The sequence below is a fragment of the Microbacterium sp. ZW T5_56 genome (assembly GCF_044987425.1).
Lineage (GTDB): Bacteria > Actinomycetota > Actinomycetes > Actinomycetales > Microbacteriaceae > Microbacterium.
This window is the reverse complement of record NZ_JBJDRI010000058.1, coordinates 1-17,173: the sequence shown is the minus strand read 5'-3', so window position 1 is coordinate 17,173 and position 17,173 is coordinate 1. Positions and strand designations below refer to the sequence as shown.

At 69.0% G+C, this 17,173-nt stretch carries 11 protein-coding genes; 9 read left to right on the top strand and 2 right to left on the bottom strand.

The genetic code is table 11. The features are described 5' to 3' along the window. Positions 1-357: 357 nt before the first annotated feature. Both ACI3KU_RS18525 and ACI3KU_RS18520 read right to left on the bottom strand, forming a co-directional pair. Entirely contained in the window at positions 358-1,005 is a 648-nt protein-coding gene (locus ACI3KU_RS18525; protein ID WP_404923811.1) for a LysE family transporter, read from the bottom strand. A gap of 1,035 nt (positions 1,006-2,040) precedes the next feature. After that, positions 2,041-3,777, bottom strand: a complete 1,737-nt coding sequence (locus tag ACI3KU_RS18520) for a DUF222 domain-containing protein (RefSeq protein WP_404923810.1) — start codon at positions 3,775-3,777, stop codon at positions 2,041-2,043. 738 nt (positions 3,778-4,515) lie between these two features. Here ACI3KU_RS18520 and ACI3KU_RS18515 point away from each other — a divergent pair. The 9 genes from ACI3KU_RS18515 (at position 4,516) to ACI3KU_RS18475 (ending at position 17,110) form a co-directional block, all read left to right on the top strand. Then, positions 4,516-5,535: a hypothetical protein gene (locus ACI3KU_RS18515; protein WP_404923809.1), complete on the top strand. Its 1,020-nt coding sequence runs from the start codon at positions 4,516-4,518 to the stop codon at positions 5,533-5,535. Positions 5,536-5,639: 104 nt separating this feature from the next. Beyond that, positions 5,640-6,062, top strand: coding sequence for an Lrp/AsnC family transcriptional regulator (locus ACI3KU_RS18510; protein WP_404923808.1), 423 nt, complete (start codon positions 5,640-5,642; stop codon positions 6,060-6,062). Between the two features lie 231 nt (positions 6,063-6,293). Then, positions 6,294-8,072 (top strand): hypothetical protein, encoded by a 1,779-nt coding sequence (locus tag ACI3KU_RS18505; RefSeq protein WP_404923807.1) that lies wholly within the window; start codon positions 6,294-6,296, stop codon positions 8,070-8,072. Beyond that, positions 8,069-9,913, top strand: a complete 1,845-nt coding sequence (locus ACI3KU_RS18500; RefSeq protein ID WP_404923806.1) for an MBL fold metallo-hydrolase — start codon at positions 8,069-8,071, stop codon at positions 9,911-9,913. The genes ACI3KU_RS18505 and ACI3KU_RS18500 overlap by 4 nt, the downstream gene beginning before the upstream one ends. Further along, positions 9,910-10,938, top strand: a complete 1,029-nt coding sequence (locus ACI3KU_RS18495) for a LacI family DNA-binding transcriptional regulator (protein WP_404923805.1) — start codon at positions 9,910-9,912, stop codon at positions 10,936-10,938. The genes ACI3KU_RS18500 and ACI3KU_RS18495 overlap by 4 nt, the downstream gene beginning before the upstream one ends. Positions 10,939-11,046: 108 nt before the next feature. Further along, positions 11,047-12,054 carry an ROK family protein gene (locus tag ACI3KU_RS18490; RefSeq protein ID WP_404923804.1) on the top strand — a complete coding sequence of 336 codons (1,008 nt, stop codon included), beginning with the start codon at positions 11,047-11,049 and terminating at the stop codon, positions 12,052-12,054. Continuing rightward, complete coding sequence (locus ACI3KU_RS18485; protein ID WP_404923803.1) at positions 12,047-12,625, top strand: SIS domain-containing protein; 579 nt, start codon at positions 12,047-12,049, stop codon at positions 12,623-12,625. The genes ACI3KU_RS18490 and ACI3KU_RS18485 overlap by 8 nt, the downstream gene beginning before the upstream one ends. Continuing rightward, the gene (locus ACI3KU_RS18480) at positions 12,622-15,216 is read left to right on the top strand and encodes an alpha-mannosidase (RefSeq protein ID WP_404923802.1); all 2,595 of its coding nucleotides are present in this window, start codon (positions 12,622-12,624) and stop codon (positions 15,214-15,216) included. Before ACI3KU_RS18485 ends, ACI3KU_RS18480 begins: the two co-directional genes overlap by 4 nt. Before the next feature lie 31 nt (positions 15,217-15,247). Next, positions 15,248-17,110: a hypothetical protein gene (locus ACI3KU_RS18475; protein ID WP_404923801.1), complete on the top strand. Its 1,863-nt coding sequence runs from the start codon at positions 15,248-15,250 to the stop codon at positions 17,108-17,110. The last annotated feature ends 63 nt before the right edge of the window (positions 17,111-17,173 follow it).

Sequence of the window (17,173 nt, the reverse complement as noted above, 5' to 3'; positions counted from 1 at the left end):
GCCGGGCGCTGGCCGACCCGGTGCAGTCGGAGGTCGTGCGAACCAACCTGTTCGTCGTCAGGCTCCGCTGACGAGTGCGGTGATGCCGCTGGCGACAACGCCGACACCGAGGAGGAGCACCAGGGCCCGGACCGCGCGCCGATCCTGCGCGCCGGGCGCTGGCCGACTGGTGCAATCAGAGGGTCGTGCGAACCAACCTGTTCGCCGTCAGGCTCCGCTGACGAGTGCGGTGATGCCGCTGGCGACGACGCCGACACCGAGGAGGAGCACCAGGGCCCGGACCGCGCGCCGATCCTGCGCGCCGGGCGCTGGCCGACCCGGTGCAGTCGGAGGTCGTGCGAACCAACCTGTTCGTCGTCAGGCTCCGCTGACGAGTGCGGTGATGCCGCTGGCGACAACGCCGACACCGAGGAGGAGCACCAGGGCCGAGGCGACGACACCGATCACGCGCGCGGTCCGCTCCCCCGCCGCACGGCGGAAGAGCGAGCCCGTGGCGACGAGCAGGAGTTGCCAGCCGAGCGAAGCGATGCCGGCGGAGACGACAAAGGCGATCGGAGCCGCAGGCGAGCCCGTGGGTGCGCTCACGGCTCCGCCCAGCGCGATGAAGTAGACGAGCGTCATCGGGTTGAGTGCGGTGAGCCCGGCAAAGCGGAGGTAGGCCGAACCGGCGGAAGGGGCGGTCGCCTCAGCACTGTGCGCAGATCGCGTCGTGATGCTGCCACGCAGCTGCCGCAGCCCGATCAGGACCACGAGGAGTCCGGACGCGAGAAGGAATCCGGCACGAAAGCTCTCGATCAGCCCGGCCAGCAGCGTGCCGGTGGCCGTGGCGACCGCGCAGTAGATGACATCGGTGGTCGCGATTCCGAGAGCCGCCGCGACACCACGGCGTCGCCCGTGCACCAGCGCTTCACGCAGGAGCATCGCCCCGATGGCACCGAGAGGCATCGCGACACCGAGTCCCGCCATCGCCCCGGCACCAGCCGCGCCCCACACCTCATTGATCATCCAGTCAGTGTGCGGTGGGCGCACGAGGAGCGCGGACACATTCGCTGTTCCACGAACATTCACGCGGTCAATGCCGCCTTCAGGAGAATAATCTCGGTCCGCACGCGAGATTCGGGCAGTGGACATGCGGTGGAGAGTCGCCGCACGGCGGACAATTCGGAGGCCAGTAGGCGGGATAACCGTTGGGCGCGTGCCGAAGGTCATCGCGCACGTGTCACCTCTCCCGCCCACCCCCACCTGCGCACCGTCGGGCGAGGACGAACGCGACGGGACAGCGAGGTGGGACTTGACCCACGGAACGGCAAACGGAAGGACACTACTACCGGGGACTTGACCCCACGCGGCACCGCACCCGCCAGACGAATGAGCGTCAGCTCTCCCGCCCACCCCACGTGCACGCCGTGCGTCCGCGGCGAGCGCGACGGAGAGCGACCGGGAGCGGTGAAATGAATGGGTGCCACGACGCGCGGAAAGATAGATGTTCGACCGTGCATCGCATCTCAGGGACGCGCACGGCTGGATGGTCGCGCGGAACCGCGGACTGCATGACGACACGACGCAGAGCTCGGTCCCCGGATGAATGAATGCGACCGCGCCCACACACCGTCACCTGCGCACCGTGCGCCAGGGGTGTGTCTCCATGGGATGGTCACACGGAACGGCGAAGTGCACGATGAATGGGGGCCAGTCTCCCGCGCGCCTGGGCACCTGGACACCTGGGCACCTGGGCACCTGGGCACCTGGACACCTGGACACCTGGACACCTGGACACCTGGACACCTGGACACCTGGACACCTGGACACCTGGACACCTGGACACCTGGACACCTGGACACCTGGACACCTGGGCACCTGGGCACCTGGGCACCTGGGCACCTGGGCACCTGGGCACCTGGGCACCTGGGCACCTGGGCACCTGGGCACCTGGGCACCTGGGCACCTGGGCACCATAAGTCAGGGGCGAGCGCGATGGGACAGTCAGGTGCAACGGTGGGGCGTATTGCGTCGCAAGGCGGAGCCGCGCACGCTGTGAGCCTAGAACGGCGGTGGGGCGTCCGGGAGGGCAGGTCCGGTCGGTATCGCGGGAGCACGTGAACCGCCGGCGGCGATGGGTTCCCCTGCCAGGGTCGATTCGCACTCGGAGAGCGGTGTGAACGTCACAGTGTGGTGTGGTGGGGTGTCGATGTACTCGTAGCCGAGGGGGCTGGTCCAGCGCAGGACCCCGCCGCCGAGGTTCTCGACGGTCCACGCGGAGTTGTGCTTCAGGACGTGGTGTCGGCGGCAGAGGTGGGCGAGGTTGTCGATACAGGTCTCTCCGCCGTCTTCCCACGCTTGCGTGTGGTCAAGGTCACACTGGTGCACCGGGCGGCGACATCCCGGGAAGCGGCAGTGCTCGTCACGCGCGGCGAGGAAACGGCGCATCCCCGTGGACGGGGTGTACCGATCGACGGCAAGGATCTCGTTGCTCACGGCGTCCGTCATGATGCGGTCCCAGCCCGGCTGATGCGCAGCGAAGGCGCGCACGGTCTCGGCATCCACCGGCCCGACACCGGTGAGGATGGCACCGGTGTCGGTGAGCCCAGCGAGCGTCGTCACCGGGACGGTGACCTGCACCCGACCGCGGATCGCCGCGACAGCATCCGACGTCGTGGTCGGCGCAGCACCCAGCAGGAGATCACAGAACACATCGACCGCGACCTGCTGCAACGTCCGCGAATCAGCCTCACCGCTGACACCGCCAAGATCGCCAAGCGTCGAATCGGCCGCACCAGCCACATTCTGATCGTGAGCAGCGCCGGCGGCATCAGAGGTGCCGTAAGCGGCGCCCGCATCGTCAGTAACAACAGAGGCGTCAGGAGTGCCGGAGCCGTGAGGAGCAGAGAAGGCATCAGGAGCGGCGGGGTGGTCACTTGCGGCGGCATTGTCGGGGTCGTGTTTGATGGTGCGTGCCATGCTCATGATGCGGTCAACAGCACCGTGAGCGAGCAGCGTCGGCAGGAACACCGACAGATTCGACATCCCGTCACTGTCGTCAGTGAGAGTGATGCAACGCGCCTTCCGGGCCTCACGGTGACGCTCATCCAGCGACACCGGCATCACCTGCTCCGCCACCTCAGCCAGCATGCCCTTCAACCGCCACGTCGTCGTCGACTGCGCCCGCACCACGGCTTCCCCCTCGTACGCGCCCCGCGCCACATCATCAACGATGCCCGCACCAGCCCGCACAATCACCCGCGCATGCGCAGCAGTGATCAACCCACCATCCAGAGCAGCATGCGTCGCGGGGAAACACGTCACCAGCGTGTACGCATCATTGAACTGACGCTGCACCTGCTGATCACTCAGATTCAACGCGGCACCAAACTCAGCCGCCACCGAACGCACCGCCAACTCCACCGAAGACGAAGACGAAGACCGCGACACCGACGAACCCGCATCCATCGCCCACGCCAGAACACGCGACCACAACGACGCCTGCACCGCCGCCAACATCGCCGTCACCCGCTGCAACCGGCGAGCCTGCTCCAACAAACCCGCCAACTCCCCCACCGGTCCATCAATTGCCGGCACCGCGCCGTCTCCATGCATGACGGCACTGCCATGCATGACGGCACTGCGATGCACCACGTCGCTTCCGTAGCCCAAGTCGCCATTCCCCAGCGACTCAGCATGGGCAGCGGACATCCTGGTCAGCATCGCCGACACATCCACCACGGTAGACGCGCTCGTTGTGTCGTCCGCGAGCGGTGTCGGTGCTGCCGTTGTGTCCATGCTTCATTCTCCCATTTTTCGAATCTATATTCGACTGTTTGTAATGAGAATGTCATGAGATATGCGTGAGAAAGTACGGACGCTCTACCAGGCTCGACCGCGACATCTTCTGCCAGGGTGCCGGAGCCAAATAACGAACACCTGCCCCGCGGAGCATCAGTCTGCATGGCGGTCTCGACAACGCGCACAGCGCACGCGTTCGGCAACCCCGCAGCGCACACCCCCTCGACAATCCCGCACGACACACATCCCTCGGGTCCCGAAGAAGGCACAACCTGAGTCTCGTCCCCAGGCTCAGGTTCCAGGGCCTCACAGCCCCCAGACCCCCAGACCCCAAAATCCCAACGTTCCAGGCGCCGGCAATCTCCCACCATCGGCCGCACAGGAGCATGAACCGCCGCCACGCGGCCGCCGCAGCGTGCACGGCCGCTCGCCGCCTGCGCGCATCCCCTCGCCGCCGCCCATGAGCCACGGAACAACCGCCCCGACCGCACAAAGGCAGACACCACTGCCTCGCTCACCCGCCACCCGAAGTACCGCGCATCCACAACGCCAGCTAGGGTGTCTGCGAGTGGGAGCCGAGAGCCCCCGCCCGCGCAACACTGCCGCGCATGCTCGCCGCCGCGAGAGAACCGAGGTGCGATGAGAAGGCAGCGATCCTGCCCTTCCTGCAGGCAACCGCACTTCGGCCGGGGTGAATGCTGGCGGTGCACACAGCGGCAACGCTACGAGGCGATCATGGCGCTGACTCAGGAGCAGGCTGCGGCTCGCCTGGCGGAGTTGGCAACGCCGCACTCCCGTGGACGCGGATCACGCACCAAGCCCGAGTGGTCCGCCGAGGCCGTCAATCTCGCCGCGCTACGCAACCTTGATACTCACGCCTTCGCCGATGCACCGCAGGCGGAGGAGCATCCGTCCTTCTTCCTGAAGGACGCTTCGCCCGCGACCAGAGATCGACTGCTTGCCCTCCTCAAGGATCCCGATGCGACCGCAGGCAAGACACTGCACGCCCTGGCGTTCATCGGCGGCGACGCCGTTGCGGCGCGTTTTCGCGCCTGGGAGCAGGACCCGCCGCGTTGGCGGGAGCAGCTGCACGTCGGTCCCGAGGTGTACGCGCTGCAGGCCGATTGGGAGCCGGCGACCGACGGCTCACAACACGACCTGACCTTCCCCTCCGCGGTCGTCTTTCGACGGAGCGAAGCATCACCGGTCGGCGATTCCATCGGGGGACGAGCCGATGGCCGGTGCCCACGGTGTGAGGGAGCGCTCATCAATGCGGTCACGATCGATGGAGCGAACCCGCGCTACCACGCGTTCGGATTGACCGGGGTCGTGTCGGTCCCTGCCTGCCCCTGGTGCGCGATGTTCGCGGGCACGACGGGCGACGGTATCCAGGACTGGGTGCGCTACGAGGCCGACGGCAGCAGCCGGATCGAGCTCGGGCATGCGGACGTCCCCGAGCGACACGACTCAGCGCCCGCCCTGCGCGCCACGTGGGCACCGGCCGCAGAACATGCGAGTGGATCCACATCCCTCTGGCGAACCCACGCCGACTGCGACGAGGTGCCGGTCCTCGGGGGCCATCCGCTGTGGCTACAGGACGCCGAGTACATGCACTGCCCCGACTGTGACAGGCGTATGCGCCATCTCGCTTGGATACCCCTCAGCTGTCTCAGCGAGGAGGGCGAGGAGGGCATCTGGTACGTGCAGATCTGCGGTGAAGACCGCGTCGCGGTCGTTCTCTTCCAACAGACCTGAACCTCTGACGATGCAGATCGCGACGGGTCACGACGCCAACCAGCGATTCCAGCGCCCCGACGGACATCACTCATTCGCGCGGCGCCACGACTAATGTGTACGGCATGGACAGCCAAGACGAGAAGATCCTCGGCCTTCTGCAGGAGAACGCACGCCGTTCGTTCAGTGAGCTCGGTCGCATGGTGGGGCTCAGCACCAACGCGACGGCCGCGCGGGTGCGACGCCTGGAAGCCGAGGGCATCATCCTCGGGTATACGGTGCTGACCGGCAAGGACGCCCCGGGACCGCGTGGTGGCCTGGAGGTCTTCATCGATGTCCGCTTCGATTCGGTGACCGATGATGAGACCTTCACGACCAGCATCGCCCCGCTCGAACAGATCGTCGACGCCGTCCACGTCACGGGACCGTACGACTACCTGCTGCGCGCACACGTGCGCGACACCGCCGCGCTCGACCAGCTCTTGCGTCGCCTCAAGCGGGACTGCGGCGCGGCGCAGACGCAGACCCGCGTAGCGCTGCGCTCCTGAGACGGCGCCGTGGCACAAGGCCCCAGGACACGAAACCCCGGGCACAAGGTCCCAGGACACGAAATCCCCGGGCACAAGGCTCCAGGACACGAAACCCCGGGCACAAGACGAGGCCCCAGGGCGCGAAGCCCAGGACACAAGACTCCAGGACACGAAACCCCCGCTGACGCTACGCACCCCCAACTCCCGAAATCGACAGCAACTGGGAACGTTGTCACATAGACTATAAGCATGAGCTCCGCGCCTTCGCTGACGAGTGCGCCCGACCGGATCACGGTGCGCACACCCTCCTACTCCCTCTCCTGGAGAACGGGCCCGGACGGACTGCGGCGCTCGCCGTACTTCGCATTCTCCGCGGCCGACGGCACCCGCTGGATGCGGCTGTGCGCCCTCTCCAGCGCACACACGCGCACCGCCCGCGACGAGAGCATGCGCCACCACGAACCCGAAGTCGAAACCCAGGACGACGCGGTCGTGATCCGCGTGCGCACCGAATCGACGGCGTGGGACCAGCGCGTGCTGGAGCTGCGCTGCACGAACGAGGGCGTGGAGGTCACCCTCGAGGCACACGGCGCGGGTGAGCTCACCGATGTCACGATCCTCGGTGGCGACGGCGTCCTTCCCACGGGTGCCGCAGGTGTCTTCCGCTCCGGCTTAGACGCGCAGTCGCTCTACGTTCCGAGCCCCACCGAGCCCGTGGCCTTCGTGCGGCCGATCTGGTCGGCCGCCTCGCTCGGCGTGGTGGGCGACGCCGACCCCGGCCGCCTGAACGGCGTGTTCTCCCCGCCTCCGCTGGCGCTCGCCTTCGGCCGCGCGCCCGTGACGGATCCCTTCACCCCTCCACCGGGTCCCTGGCTCGCCGCCTGGTTGCGAGACGATGTCGCGAATCTCGGGTTCACGACAATGCGCTTCGATCCGGTCGATGACGGCGCGCTGCTGCGACTGTCGTTCGAAGGGCACACCGCGGTCCACGGCGTGTGGCGCTCGCCCACCGTGGTCCTCGCGCCCGTCGACTCCCCGGCGCAAGCCCTCAGCGGCTACCGCGACGATCTCGTCGCGCACGGCTTCGCTCCCCTCCAAGTGCACACGCCGTCGCCCTGGTGGCTGGAGCCGCTGTTCTGCGGCTGGGGAGCACAGGTGGCTCGCGGCGGCGCCCCCGCCCCGGACCTCTGTCGCCAGGACATCTACGACGAATTCCTCACCCGACTGACGGCCGGAGCGCTCGATCCCGGCACGATCGTCATCGACGACCGCTGGCAGGCGCAGTACGGCACCGCGGAACCCGATACGGACGCCTGGCCCGACATGCGTGGCTGGATCGCCCACCAGCACGAGCTCGGCCGACGGGTGCTGCTGTGGTGGAAGGCGTGGGATCCGGCGGGGCTGCCCCCGTCGGAGTGCGTCACCGACGCGGCGGGTCGCCCAGTGGCCGTCGACCCCAGCAGCCCCGCGTACCTGCAGCGCCTCGACGCGATTGTGGAACGGCTGCTCTCCGCCGACGGCCTGAACGCCGACGGCTTCAAGGTGGACTTCACCCAGCGCACCCCGAGCGGCACGATGCTGCGCTCGGCTCCCGACAGCGACGGCGTCTGGGGCATCGCCGCGCTGCACCGACTCGTCTCGCACCTGCACGCGGCGGCGAAACGCACCAAGCCCGACGCACTCGTCATCACGCACACCGTGCACCCGTCGTTCGGCGACGTCGCGGACATGATCCGCACCAACGACGTGCTGGAGCACGACACCGCCGGCGCCCCCGTCTCCGTGGCCGCGCAGCTGCGCGCCCGCCACGAGATCATCGCCGCCGTGCTGCCGCACCACCCCGTGGACACCGACCAGTGGCCCATGCCCAATCGCGCGGAATGGCTGGACTACGCGCGCACGCAGGCGGGTCTCGGCGTCCCCGCGCTCTACTACATCGAGCAGGTGAGCGAAGCCGAGCCGATCGATCCCGAGCACCTCGCCGAGATCGCCCGCACCTGGAGCGACTACCGCGCGAGCCGTAGATGAACACCCCCGTCGAAGTGGCGCGCGGCGTGTGGCGCATCGCCGACACGTGCGCCGTCTACCTCCTCGTGGATCCGGCAGCTCCGGAGGGCGAGCGCGACGCGGTGGCGATCGACTTCGGCTCCGGACTCGCGCTGGATCATCTGGCCGCGCTCGGCATCCGCCGGATCACCGACGTCCTGATGACTCACCACCATCGCGATCAAGCGCAGGGACTCCCGCTCGCCGCGGGCCACGGCGCGCGCATCCACGTGCCGCCCGTCGAGCGAGAGCTGTTCGATCGGGTGGACGAGATGTGGACCACGCGCCAGCTCGACAACGACTACAACCTGCGCCAAGATCGCTTCTCCCTCCTGGAGCCGGTTCCCGTCGATGCTGTCGTCCCGGAGTACCGCGAGCTCGAGGCGGCCGGTGTCCGGCTGCGCGTGCTGCCCACCCCGGGTCACACGATCGGCTCCGTGTCGTACCTGCTGGATCGCGATGACGAGCGGATCGCGTTCTGCGGAGACCTCATCTATGCGCCGGGCAAGGTGTGGTCGCTGGCGGCAACGCAGTGGTCGTACACACAGAACGAGGGCCCCGCGATGACCGTGCTCAGCGCACACATCCTCATCGCCGAGAGCGTCACCCGGCTCGCCCCTTCACACGGCGACGTCATGGAAGATGCCGCTGTGGCACTGGACGCGCTGGCTCGCACGATGCAAGAGTACGTCGATTCCCGCCGCTCCTATCCCTGGGATCTGCAGGCCCGACTCGACGATCCGTTCGTCGCCCTGACCCCGCATCTGCTGCTGAATCGCACCTCGATGTCGTGCTCGTACGTGCTACTCTCCGAGACCGGCGAGGCGCTGATCATCGACTACGGCTACGACATGACCACCGGGCTCGTGCCGGGGCAGGAGCGCGCCGCGCGGCGCCCCTGGCTCGCCTCGCTGCCCGCGCTGCGTCGCGATCATGGGGTGACGCACATCTCGGTCGCCCTGCCGACGCACTACCACGACGACCACATCGCCGGCATGCCGCTGCTGCGGGAGGTGGAGGGCACCGAACTCTGGATTCCGGAGAACGTGGCACCGGTGATGGCCGACCCCTGGCGCGAGGATCTGCCCTGCCAGTGGTACGACCCGATCTCGGCGGATCGCGTGCTGGCGCTCGGCGAGCCGGTGCGCTGGAACGAGTACACGATCACCCCGCACCCGCAGCCCGGACACACGCTCTATGCGGTGGCGTACGAGCTGGAGGTGGACGAGCTGACCGTCGTGTTCACCGGTGACCAGCAGGAGGGTCTCGGCGGGCGCGACGGGCGCCGGGACATCATGAACTACCAGTACCGGAACCTGTTCCGCCTCGGCGATTACGGCCAGAGTGCCGCGCTCTACCGACGCCTGGCACCGGGACTGCTGGCGAGCGGCCACTGGGAACCCCGCTGGGTGGATGACGCTTATCTCGACTATCTCGCCGAGTCCGCCGAGCTGGTCGACACGCTGCATCACCGCCTCCTCCCGCTCGACGACATCGCGATCGGCCCCGATGGACAGGCGGCGCGGCTGCTCCCCTACCGTCGCCGCGCGCACATCGGCGACGAGCTGGAGTACACCGTCGAGGTCCGCAATCCTCTGCCGCACCGCGCCGTCGCACGGCTGGCACCGCTGCTGCCGATAGGCTGGCGCTCGTCCCAGCCGGAGTTCGAGCTGGAGCTCGATCCTCGCGAGGAGGCCGCTGTGCAGTTCATCGTCACACCCTCGACCGGGGGGCGACGCCGACGCATCGCCGTGGACGTCACCATCGGCGACCTTCGCCTCGGCCAGCATGCCGAGGCTCTCGTCGAGATCGAGAAGTCGTGAGCGAGCCGCGACGCGCTCCGATCGCTCGCCCCACGATTCGCGAGGTGGCAGAGGCTGCGGGAGTCTCTCGATCCACCGCATCGCGCGCGATGTCGGGCAACGGATATGCGGCTCCCGAGGTGCGCGAGCGCGTGCGTGCGGTGGCCAAGGAGATCGGCTATGTGGTGGACGCCACGGCGCGAAGCCTCAAGCAGCGCACCAGCCGATCCGTGGGAGTGCTCGTCTCGGACCTGCGCAACGTCTTCTATGCGGAACTGGCCTCGGGCATCGGACAGGAGGCCCGCGCCCATGGTCGCACCATCGTGCTGGTGGATCTGCACGGCGACAGCACGGGTGAGATCGATGCGGCAGAAGCCCTGGTCGCCTCCCGCGTGTCGGGTGTGATCGCCACCCCCGTGACCCGCGGGCTCAGCGAGTATCTGACGCGCATCGGCGTGCCCCTGATCGAGGTGGACCGCCGCTTCGACGCCGACGGCACCGACGCCGTCGTGGTCGACAACCGTGCGGCCGCCCGCGACACCACCAGCCGACTCCTCGCCGCGGGGCACCGACGCATCGCTCTGCTGATCGATGAGACCGAATGGACCACGGGTGACGAGCGTCAGCGCGGCTATCTCGACGCCCTGGCCGCGCAGCGCATCCGCCCGGACGAGTCATTGATCGTGCAGGCGGGATGGGACGCCGGCGATGCCGCTGCGGCCGCCCGCCACCTGCTCTCGCTGCCGGATCGTCCCACCGCCGTGTTCGCGGCCAACAACGTGCTCACCGAGGGCACCTGGCGCGCGGCAGCGGAACTCGGACTACGCATTCCGGAGGACGTCAGCGTCGCGGGCTTCGATGACGCCCCGTGGATGAGCATGGTGCGCCCCGGCGTCTCCACCCGCCAGCAGGACGCGGGAGCGCTGGGCGCGACAGCCCTGCGCACGCTGCTGGAGCGCATCGACACCCCGGACGCACCGGTGCGCACGCTGGTGCTGCCCACCAGCTTCCTGGACCGGGGATCCATCGCTCCTCCCGCCGCCTGAGCCGGATCCGAACCGATTCGGATCTTGTGGCGGCGCATCGTCTTGCTATGATGTGGGAACGATGTCACACTGGGCGTTCGTCGCTCACCGTGGAGTCCGGAGGAACGAATGGCAACGCAGCAGCCCGTGCTCGCACTCGACATCGGCGGCACCAAGCTCGCCGTGGCCATGGTGTCGGCCGACGGCCGCACCCACGGATTCCTGTCGGAGCCCACCCGCAAGGAACGCGGTCCCGAAGCGGTGATCGAGCACCTGTTCGACATGGGGCGCCGCAGCATCGCGGCCGCCGGCATCGGCGCCCCTGCGGCAGTGGGCATCAGCTGCGGCGGCCCTCTGGACGCGGTCCGCGGTGTGCTCACTCATCCGCTGCATCTGCCGGGCTGGATCGATGTGCCGATCGTCGCGCTGACGTCCGAGGCGTTCGGTGTCCCCGCGGTGCTCGAGAACGACGCGACCGCCGGCGCCCTCGGCGAGTACCGCTACGGCGCTGCGGCCGATGCCGACACCGCGCTGTACCTCACCCTGTCCACGGGCGTCGGGGGTGGTGCGGTGATCGACGGCATGCTGCACCGCGGCGCAGCGGGCAACGGCGGCGAGTTCGGCCATCTCACGGTGCGCCCCGGCGGACGACTCTGCGCCTGTGGGCGTCGCGGCTGTCTGGAGGCGTATGCCTCCGGCACCAACATCGCAGTGCGGGCGAACGAACTGCTCACCTCGGTCAACACCCCCTCATCGCTGCGGGATCTCGACACCGTGCGCGCGGAGGACGTCTCCCGCGCGGCCGCCGCCGGCGACACCGTCGCTGCCGCGGTGTGGGACGAGACCACCGCGCTGCTCGGCCAGGCCGTCACCGATCTGGTGAACCTCTTCGAACCGCACGTGGTGGTGCTCGGCGGCGGAGTCACCCGCGCGGGTTCGCTTCTGCTCGATCCGGTCCGCGAGACGGTGCGCGCCACCGCCATGCCCCCGGCGGCTGCCGCCGTGGAGGTGTGCCTGGCCGGCCTCGGCGACGAGGTGTGCGTGGTGGGTGCCGGTGCCCGCGCCCTCGACCTCATCCGCACCACGGCACCCGAACCCACCTCGACACCTGTCACGGAGGATCCCACCCATGTCTGACTGGCTCGACACACAGCTCGACACGCATATCCGCGTGGCCGAGGACGCCACCGATCTGCTGGATGACGTTCGCGCGGTCGGCGCCGTGCTCATCCGCGCGTTCGCCGACGGCGGCACCCTGTACACGTTCGGCAACGGCGGCAGCGCGGCCGACGCACAGCACTTCACGGGGGAGCTGATCGGGCATTACAAGCGCGACCGACGTCCGCTGCCCGCCGTCACTCTCACGACGGATGCCACCGTGTCCACGTGCATCGCCAACGACTACGCGTTCGAGGACGTGTTCTCCCGTCAGGTGGAGGCGCTGGTCGGCCCGGGCGACGTGGTCGCGGCTTTCACCACGTCGGGTCGGTCCGCCAACATCGTGCGCGGCCTCACCGCCGCTCGCGCCACCGGCGCCACCACCCTGCTGTTCGCGGGAGGCGACGGCGGCGCGTCGCTCGCCCTCGCCGATCACGTCCTGCTCGCGCCAAGTACGCAGACCCCGCGGATCCAGGAGCTGCACACCTTCCTCCTGCACGCGCTGTCGGAGATGCTGGATGCCTGGGCAGCCGGAGAGGAGCCGTCATGACCGCCGACCACCAACGAGCACCGATCGCGAACGCCCCCTCGGGAGCGCAACCGGCCTTCCTCGCGCACGTCTCGCGCCCTGCCGCCACGCCTGATCGCACCCTGCACATGATCGGCAACGCCCATCTGGATCCGGTGTGGCTGTGGCCGTGGCAGGAGGGCTATCAGGAGGCGCGCGCCACCTTCGCCAGCGCTCTCGATCGCATGGACGAGTATCCCGATTTCGTGTTCACCTGCGATCAGATCGTGCTGCTGTCCTGGGTGGAGGAGCAGGATTCGGAGATGTTCGCGCGCATCGCGCAGCGTGTCGCCGAGGGCCGTTGGGTCAATGTCGGCGGCTGGTGGGTGGAGCCGGACTGCAACATGCCGATGGGCGAGTCGTTCGCCCGCCAGGGCCTGTACGGCCAGCGTTACCTGTACGACCGGTTCGGCACCATCGCCACGGCCGGGATGAACGTGGACCCGTTCGGCCACAGCGCGAGCCTTCCCCAGATCCTGCGCGGACAGCGCATCGACTCGTACTGCTTCCTGCGGCCCGGCCCGCACGAGGGGGACCTCGACGGCACGCTGTTTCACTGGGAGTCGCCGGATGGCTCGCGCGTGCTCGGGTACCGGATCCCGTTCGAGTACTGCAGCCCGCCGGGAGACGTGGCGGGGCAGACGGAGAAGTCGCTGGGTCAGCTGGATCGTTCGCTCGGCGAGGCCATGGTGTTCTACGGCGTCGGCAATCACGGCGGCGGCCCCACGCGCGCCAACATCGACTCAATCCACCGCTACGACCGGATGGGAACCTTCGGGAGGATGACGATGTCGTCACCACGCGCCTACTTCGACGAGATGCGCGCCCGCGGCGACGCGTTCCTCGACTCCCTCGCGGTGCGCCGCGACGACCTGCAGCACCACGCCCCGGGGTGCTACTCCGCGCACTCCGGCATCAAGGCCTGGCAGCGGCGCGCGCAGTACGCCGTGCTCTCCGCCGAGCGCTGGGCGGCCATCGACACGGTGCTGACAGGTGCCGACTACCCGCGCGACGACTTCGAGCGTGCGTGGAAGCAGATCCTCTTCAACCAGTTCCACGACATCCTGCCGGGTTCGGCCATCGAGCCGTCCTACGACGACGCTCGCGATCAGCTCGGCGAAGCCGTCGCGATCGCGAAGCGCATCATCACCCGCGTGCACAACCGGATCGCGCGTCGGATCGACATCCCGATGGACACCGCCACGCAGCCGATCGTGGTGTTCAACCCGCACCCGTGGCCGGTGTCGGTTGAGGTGGACATGCAGTACGGCGTGCAGCCCAACGGCGTGCGCGTGGTGGACCACGCGGGTGCCGAGGTGCTGTCCCAGGCCACGCAGTCCACCGCCACGACGGGTGACCGCGGGCGCGGTGCCGTCACGTTCCGCGCCGATGTGCCTGCTCTCGGCTACGCGCTCTACCGCCTGCTGCCGGGTCCCGCGCCGGTGACCCGCTCGGCGCTGTCCGTCTCCGACGATGGCACCGTGCTGGAGAACGATCACGTCCGCGTGGAGCTGGATCCCGCCACGGGCGATCTGATCTCGTTGCTGCACAAGGCGTCGGGAACCGATCCCGTCGCGGGCACCCGCGGTGCCCCGCGCACCGCCATCTGCGAGGACCCCACCGACACGTGGGGCCACCGCGTCGTCACCTACGCCTGGCCCGGCGCGGCGATGACCCTCGACCGCATCGTGGTGCGCGAGAGCGGACCCCTCCGTTCGCGGGTGCGCGTCGAACGCGCCTGGGGCAAGAGCCGACTGATCGAGGAGTACCTGCTCGCACACGACGCCCCGGCCGTGCGAGTCGATGTGACACTCGACTGGCGCGAGAAGGCGCACCTGCTGAAGCTGCGCTTCCCCGTGGCCCTCGCAGATCCCGCCGCGACGTACGAGATTCCCTATGGCACGATCGAGCGGCCGGTGGACGGCGCCGAAGAGCCGGCCCAGTCATGGGTCGATCTCACGGGCAGCGTCGGCGGATCCCCCGCCGGACTCACCGTGGTGTGCACGAACAAGCACGGCTGGGATGTGTCACCGGCCGGTTCCGCCGGCGGGGACGTCCCCAGCATCGGGATCACGGCGGTTCGCAGTCCGGTCTACTCCTGGCACGACCCGCGCCTGCTGGATGCGGAAGGCATCTACTCGTTCCAGGATCAGGGTGTGCAGCGTTTCTCGCTCGAGCTGATCCCGCATGCGGGTGACTGGCGCGCGGCGCAGCCCACACGGCGAGCCACCGTGCTCGGCGCGCCGGTCCGTGCCCAGCAGGAGTCGTTCCACGCCGGTGATCTCGCGCCGGTGCAGGGCTTCGCCGATGATGGCGAAGGCGCTGTGATGGTCAGCGCCGTGAAGGGCAGCGAAGACGTGCCGGAGGGATCGCCGGCGGACCTCATCGTCCGCGCCGTGGAGACGTTCGGGCGTGAGGATGAGGCTCGTATCGAGCTTCCCCTGGTGGGGCGCACGATCGAGGGCTCCTTCCGGCCGCACCAGGTGCGCACGTTCCGTGTTCCGCTGGATCCGGAGGCGGAGATCGTGGAGGTGGACCTGCTGGAGTGGCCGCTGGACGGCGGGCCCCGATGACCCGACGCGCCCCGCAGCGACGGGACCCGAGGTGACCGTGTTCGCCGCGACGACGCCGGCGCCGGTCGTGGAGGTGCTGGACGCCGACGCCGCGGACTTTACGATCAGCGTGACGCCCGCGAACGACGCTGCCTTCGTCGTGCGCGCCGCGTTCCACGGTGACGCTGCGGTGGATGCCGCGCTGCGAGTCTCGATCGAGCTGGCCGGAGCGCGCGAGCCGTGGTGGCTGATCCCTGGCGCGTTCCTCGGTGACAACCGTCCGGCCGACAACGACCGGATCTTTCCGCGGTTCGAGGCTGGCGCGTCAGACGCCGATCACCACGCCGCGTTCGTCAGCGACGAGTGGCATTTCCGCTCCGATCGCGCAGCGACGCCCGTCGTGATGGTCTGGCCCGAGCCCGGAGCCTCGGGCTCAGCACTGTCGGCGCCGCCGCGCACGGCGCTCGGCCTCACCGGTCTCGGTTTCGCGCTGCGCGACGGACGGGCCGTGCTGTCGGCGACGTTTCCTTCGCGGGAGTTCCCGGTCACCTACTACGGCGATGCGGTCCCGCGACCAGTGGAACGGCTACTTCACCGGTTCACCCCCGGTGACGTCGCCGAAGTGACGGTGCGCGTGCATCCGCTCACGGCGGATCGGCACGACTACGCTCGTCTGCTCCGCGAGCTGCATGCGCAGGCGCGTGCCTCCGCTCCCCTGCGCCCGTGGGTCGGGATCGCCGCGGCGGCTGAGCTCGCCGCGGAGGGACTGCACCGCTGGCACTACGACCCGGACCCCGGCGTGCTGCTGGAGACCGTCGGCTTCGATCGCGAGGTCAGTGGTCGCGACGGAAAGAGCGTCGACCGGCAGGCGATGCACGTGGGATGGGTGTCGGGAATCCCGTGGGCGTATGCGATGCTGCGCCACGCCATCCGCACTGACGCCGCCGAGTTGCGCACAGCCGCCGAGCGGGTCATCGACTTCTGCACCGCCGATCTGTCGCCGAGCGGAACGTTCTGGGGTGTCTGGTACCGCGACTCCGGCTGGACGCAGAGCTGGACGCACTACCGTCGCGGGCTGCACAGCCGAACCCTCGGTGAGGCGACGCAGTTCCTCGTGCGCGCCGTCGAACTCACCGATGACCCCACCTGGCGTCGTGCCGCCGTCTCGAATCTGGACGCGGTGGTGGCCAGACAGCGCCCGGATGGGGCTCTCGGGAGCATCCATCACGCGGAGACCGGGGAAGTGCTCTCCTGGCAGGGCAGCGCGGGCCTCGCGTGGGTCGGTGCGCTGGCGGAGGCATCCGCCTGGGATCCGCGCTATCTTCCCGCTGCCGAACGCGCCGGCGATCACTACGCCGCACTGGTGCACGAGGAGAATCTGCACGGTGCCCCGGAGGACGTCGATCTCGCTCCGACCAGCGAGGACGGCTATGTCGCCGTGATGGCGTACCTCGCGCTTCATCGCGCGACGGGCCACTCGCGGTGGATCGATCTTGCTCGCCGCGCCGCCGACTTCGCCCTCACGTTCCGCTACTCCTACGACGTCGCTTTCGCGCCCACGTCGATGCTGGGCATCTACGGCTTCGGCACGCGCGGCGCCGATCAGGCTTCCACTTCCAACCAGCACCTGCACGCCTACGGGCTGGTGATGACGCGGGAGATGCTCGAACTCGCCGAGGCGATCGGCGACGAGCACTACCGCGAGCGCGCGCTGGAGTCGCTGGCCTGCTTCCGCCAGTTCGTGGCGCGGTTCGACGGCGACTTCAACGCCTACCGCGGCATGGTGAGCGAGCGCTACTACCAGACCCTGTGCTTTCAGCCGCCCGGGATGCTGCTCACGCTGTCTCATGCGTGGAGTGCCGGCGTGCTGCTGCTCGGCTGCGAGGACGCGCTCGCCGCCGGTATCGAGGGCTGAGCCGCGCGTCGGCGGGGTATTCCGCTGCCGGCGGCACGTGACCCCGCACCCCACACCCCGCAC